Annotated in this window: 5 protein-coding genes; 1 reads left to right on the plus strand and 4 read right to left on the minus strand. The window is 52.7% G+C overall.

Annotation, left to right across the window (positions count from 1 at the left end; all coding sequences use genetic code 11):
* Positions 1-116 precede the first annotated feature (116 nt).
* Positions 117-572 (minus strand): multidrug/biocide efflux PACE transporter, encoded by a 456-nt coding sequence (locus ACSZPU_RS23670; protein ID WP_499003922.1) that lies wholly within the window; start codon positions 570-572, stop codon positions 117-119.
* 103 nt (positions 573-675) lie between these two features.
* Between ACSZPU_RS23670 and ACSZPU_RS23675 the strand changes: the two genes are divergently transcribed.
* Entirely contained in the window at positions 676-1,554 is an 879-nt protein-coding gene (locus ACSZPU_RS23675) for a LysR family transcriptional regulator (protein WP_499003925.1), read from the plus strand.
* A gap of 46 nt (positions 1,555-1,600) precedes the next feature.
* On the opposite strand, the gene uspE is transcribed toward ACSZPU_RS23675, so the two are convergent.
* The 3 genes from uspE to ogt all read right to left on the minus strand — a co-directional run bounded on the left by uspE (position 1,601) and on the right by ogt (position 4,173).
* Positions 1,601-2,551: a universal stress protein UspE gene (uspE, locus tag ACSZPU_RS23680; RefSeq protein WP_499003927.1), complete on the minus strand. Its 951-nt coding sequence runs from the start codon at positions 2,549-2,551 to the stop codon at positions 1,601-1,603.
* A gap of 145 nt (positions 2,552-2,696) precedes the next feature.
* Entirely contained in the window at positions 2,697-3,449 is a 753-nt protein-coding gene (gene fnr / locus ACSZPU_RS23685) for a fumarate/nitrate reduction transcriptional regulator Fnr (RefSeq protein WP_061495443.1), read from the minus strand.
* Positions 3,450-3,657: 208 nt separating this feature from the next.
* Positions 3,658-4,173: a methylated-DNA--[protein]-cysteine S-methyltransferase gene (gene ogt, locus ACSZPU_RS23690; protein ID WP_499003930.1), complete on the minus strand. Its 516-nt coding sequence runs from the start codon at positions 4,171-4,173 to the stop codon at positions 3,658-3,660.
* Between the last annotated feature and the right edge of the window lie 209 nt (positions 4,174-4,382).

The following is a 4,382-nucleotide window of genomic DNA, read 5'->3' on the forward strand; positions in this document are numbered from 1 at the left end:
CGTAAGTAACGAAGTCTGATGCAAATGTCAGATCGTATGCGCCTGTTAGGGCGCGGCTGGTAAGAGAGCCTTATAGGAGCATCAGAAAAACCTCCGGCTATGCCGGAGGATATTTATTATCCGGCGATTTGTGCCATCCGGCGTTCTATCACCCGGGCGCGCAGGATGTCATAGATCCAGTTAAACGCCATGGTGTAAGGCAGGAAGAAGAGGAAAAAGCCGATTTCCAGCAGGAAAGCTTCGACCAGTCCAATGCCAAGCGCCAGTGACGCAATAGTTACGCCAATCACGATAAACCCACCTTCAAACCCTAATGCATGAAAGACACGAATCTTTGCGGTACGGGCCAGGCGATGAACTGGCCACAGGCGGTCAAACAGCGCGTTGTAAATCACGTTCCAGATCATTGCGGCGGTGGCCAACAGCAATGTAAGTGCGCCCATTTCCAGTACCGGACGCTGCATTATCCAGGCGCTGGCAGGGGCACAAATGGCGGTGGCAATCACTTCGAAGCTCACCGCGTGGAAAACGCGCTCGGTCAGGCTCCGGCGCTGTACTGCATGTTGTTGCATGATTTTAATATCCTCTACGTCACTTTGCAGGTGGTGCGCAGAGGATTTTTATCGTTTTATGAGATAAATTAAAGATAGATACCATCGATAAAATAGATACGTCATGCGCTACTCTCCGGAAGCTTTAACTGCCTTTGTGGAAACGGTCGCCTCCGGCTCCTTTTCCGCCGCCGCGCGTAAACTGCGCAAAAGCCAGTCCACCATCAGTACTGCCATTGCCAATCTGGAAGCTGATTTAGGCGTGGCGCTCTTTGACCGCTCGGCTCGTCATCCGGTACTGACGCCGGAAGGCGTAAGGGCGCTCAGCTACGTACAGGCGATTCTCGCCGCCAGCGACAAACTGGACGAGCTGGCGGTCTGGCTGGTGGGGGAAACAGAAACCCGACTGACGTTTGTGCTGTCCGATACTTTGCATCCCGATACCCTGGCGGATTTGCTGGGGGAGTTCGATAAGCGCTACCCGCATACCGAATTTGAATGCCTGATTGGCGAGAACGAAGACGTCATCGACCTGCTGCAAAAAGGACGCGCGCAGTTGGGCCTGAGGGAAGCCCGCGATGCTTATCCGACGGATATCGGTGCGATGCGTCTGCCGATGCAAAGTCGGATGGATATCTACGTGGCACGTAGCCATCCGCTGGCGCAACAGGAGAGCGTCTCTGAGGAGCAGCTACGTACCTGGCGTGAGCTACGGCTCAATACATATCTGGAGAACCACAATACCCCCGCGCGCGGCCCGGTGTGGTCGGCACCGAACTACCTCATGCTGCTCAGTATGGCGGAGCAGGGGTTTGGCTGGTGCGCATTGCCCTGCGCGCTGGTGGACGAGTTTTCCGGGGCAAAAAAATTGACACCTCTTGATGTCCCGGGTTGGCCGCAGAGCATTTTGATTGATTTATTGTGGAATAAAAAACAGCCGCCGGGTGTCGCCGGAAGCTGGCTGCGCCACTATTTGCAGCACTGGCGCGGCAAGCGCCAGTAGAAAAGAAAACGCCCGCAAATAGCGGGCGTTGTGTTCTGTGTTGCGGTTAATCGTCTTCTTCGTCATCCAGCTCAACCGGCGTCTGGTAGTCGTCCGGTTTGATGACCAGCAGGTCGCAGCGCAGATGATCGATAACCTGCTCTGCCGTATTGCCGAGGAAGGCCGCAGAAATACCGGTGCGTCCAACGGTGCCCAGCACCACTATCCCGGCCTGTAGATGTTCCGCCAGATCCGGGATCACCTCTTCCGGCAGGCCTTTATCCACATGCGTCATTTTTTCATCGATACTAAATTTCTGCCGCAGGGCTTTCATCGCAATCAGATGTTGACCGCGAATCGCATCGTTATAGACGCTCGGGTCAAATTCCGGCAGTTCAATGGCAATGTTGATAGGCGTCACCGGGTAGGCACCAACCAGATGCACTTCAGTGTGGTTGACCTGTTCTGCCAGTTGCAGGGTCTCTTTGACCAGTTTTTCGTTAAGCGCGTTGTGGTACAGCTCTTCACTGGCCAGATTAACCGCCACCAGCGCTTTACCGCCTTCCGGCCAGGGCTGATCTTTAACCATCCATACCGGGCAAGGGCATTTACGCAGCAGATGCCAGTCGGTGGGGGTGAAGATGACCGATTCCAGTTTGTCATGCTGGTGGGCCATTTTCAGCAGCAGGTCATGGCCGCCGGACATCACTTCCTGAATGATGGCTTCGAAGGGGCGGTTATGCCACACCACTTTAATATCAATAGGAATGCCAGCGTCGACATAGTATTTCGCCTGTTCACGGATCCAGGCTGTACGCTGGCTGATCACGCCTTGTCTCATGGCTGTGCGTTCGTCAGGGGACAGAAGGGTGGTCATTTCGTAAGAGAAATCGTAGATCGGCAGGAAGGCTTTAATCCGGCCACCAATCCGTTGATGTAGATACACGGCACGTCGTAATGCGGGCTGATCGTCATGGTTAGGATCGATGGCGACCAACATGTTTTGATACTTAGCCATACAGGGTCTCCTTACATCTGTCACCACAGTCTGTAAATACAAGATAACCTATAAGTACTGAATGAAACAGGGAAAACCTTTTGCCAGATCAATAAATCACAAAAATTTAAGTGTCCGGCAAAAGGTCAAAAGGCGGGGGAAAAACTCAGGCGACGTTACGCGAATGTCCGGCGAGTTGCGCCAGGATATCGCTGTTCTCGATGGTGATATATTTGCCTTTCACCGCGAGCATACCGCTCTTCTGGAAACGACCCAGCAGGCGGCTGATGGTTTCAACGGTCAGGCCTAAATAGTTACCGATATCGCCACGCGTCATGGTCAAACGGAACTCACGCGGAGAGAAACCACGCTGTGCGAAACGGCGCGACAGGTTATAAATAAAAGCGGCCAGGCGCTCCTCGGCGTTCTTTTTCGACAGCAACAGGATCATGTCCTGATCGCCTTTGATCTCGCCGCTCATCAGGCGCATCATCTGCTGGCGCAGATTTGGCATTTTGCCTGACAGGTCATCCAGCGTTTCGAACGGGATTTCACAGACCATTGAGGTTTCCAGCGCCTGAGCGAAGCTCGGGTGGTGGCCGGTACCGATGGCGTCAAAGCCAACCAGATCTCCCGCCAGGTGGAAGCCAGTGATTTGCTCATCGCCCTGCTCAGTGATGGTGTAGCTCTTGATCGTGCCGGAACGAATAGCGTAAAGCGATTTCAGTTCATCCCCAGCTTTAAACAGAGTTTGACCTTTCTGGATGGGCTTTTTGCGCTCAATGATATTGTCGAGCTGATCCAGCTCGTGTTCATTGAGTGTGAATGGGATGCAGAGCTGGCTAATACTGCAATCCTGGCAATGGATTGCACATCCGCCAGACTGAATGCGTCGTATAATTCGCTTTTCCGGGATCATAAGTCTGCTCAAGCCGTAATTGATTTTAGTCAATTTTACCATCTTTTTCTTGAGCGCGTAAGCCTGGCGAAACGTCAATTCAGCAGAATTAAAACAGGTTTGAGAAAAGGTGAAACAAGAGGGTCAACCATCTTGTTGATATTCCATCATTTCAGTAAGGGTTTTACCACAGAATCCCGGGAAAAAGAGCACAAAGATACGCTTTTTTTCACAATAACAGGTAACCCTCGTGACGCAGCAACCACTCTTTACGCTGCACGCCACCCGCATAGCCGGTCATGGTACCGTTGCGGCCAATCACCCGATGGCAGGGAACAACAATACTGACCGGGTTAGAACCGTTAGCGGCACCGACTGCCCGCGCGGCACCGGCACGGCCCAGCATTTCCGCTAACTGACCATAGTGCATGACGTGACCGCAGGGAATATCGCGCAGAGCTTGCCAGACTTCACGTTGAAAGGGGGTACCCGCCGTGGCGGTTGGAAGCGTATCGATAACCGCCAGGTCACCGTCGAAATAGTCCTGCAGCTTGCGGCTTAAGCCACCGGGATTGTCAGCATGAAGGCGCGTGTAGCCTTCTTTGCGATAATGAATATCCAGCAGTTCAACCATGCGATCGCTATGTTCTTCCCACTCAACCGCGCGCAAATGGAATGTTTCATCGCACAGAATCCACAGCGGACCCAGCGGGGTGGCTATTTTATCCTCAAGCAGCGTAAGCATCGACAGTCCTTTCTCATATATCGCAATAGCATAGGGGGCGTGACGCAATCTAGCACGATCGAGAAAGTGACTCTATACCCCATTTGAGGCGGAATTAATCAAATGGAATCTGAGAAGGGTTAACAACAGTTCACCGCGAATTCAGATAATAAGTGCAACGCTCGGACATGATTGTGGAGAGTGTAGGAGGAAGGGTTAACTACCGATAA

It is taken from the genome of Phytobacter sp. V69 (genome assembly GCF_965644215.1).
Taxonomy (GTDB): Bacteria; Pseudomonadota; Gammaproteobacteria; order Enterobacterales; family Enterobacteriaceae; genus Phytobacter.

Bases quoted from the DNA above. Each gene is read 5' to 3' on its own strand.
- ACSZPU_RS23675 (WP_499003925.1), top strand. From the start codon at position 676: ATGCGCTACTCTCCGGAAGCTTTAACTGCCTTTGTGGAAACGGTCGCC.
- ogt (WP_499003930.1), bottom strand. From the start codon at position 4,173: ATGCTTACGCTGCTTGAGGATAAAATAGCCACCCCGCTGGGTCCGCTG.
- fnr (WP_061495443.1), bottom strand. From the start codon at position 3,449: ATGATCCCGGAAAAGCGAATTATACGACGCATTCAGTCTGGCGGATGT.
- uspE (WP_499003927.1), bottom strand. From the start codon at position 2,551: ATGGCTAAGTATCAAAACATGTTGGTCGCCATCGATCCTAACCATGAC.
- ACSZPU_RS23670 (WP_499003922.1), bottom strand. From the start codon at position 572: ATGCAACAACATGCAGTACAGCGCCGGAGCCTGACCGAGCGCGTTTTC.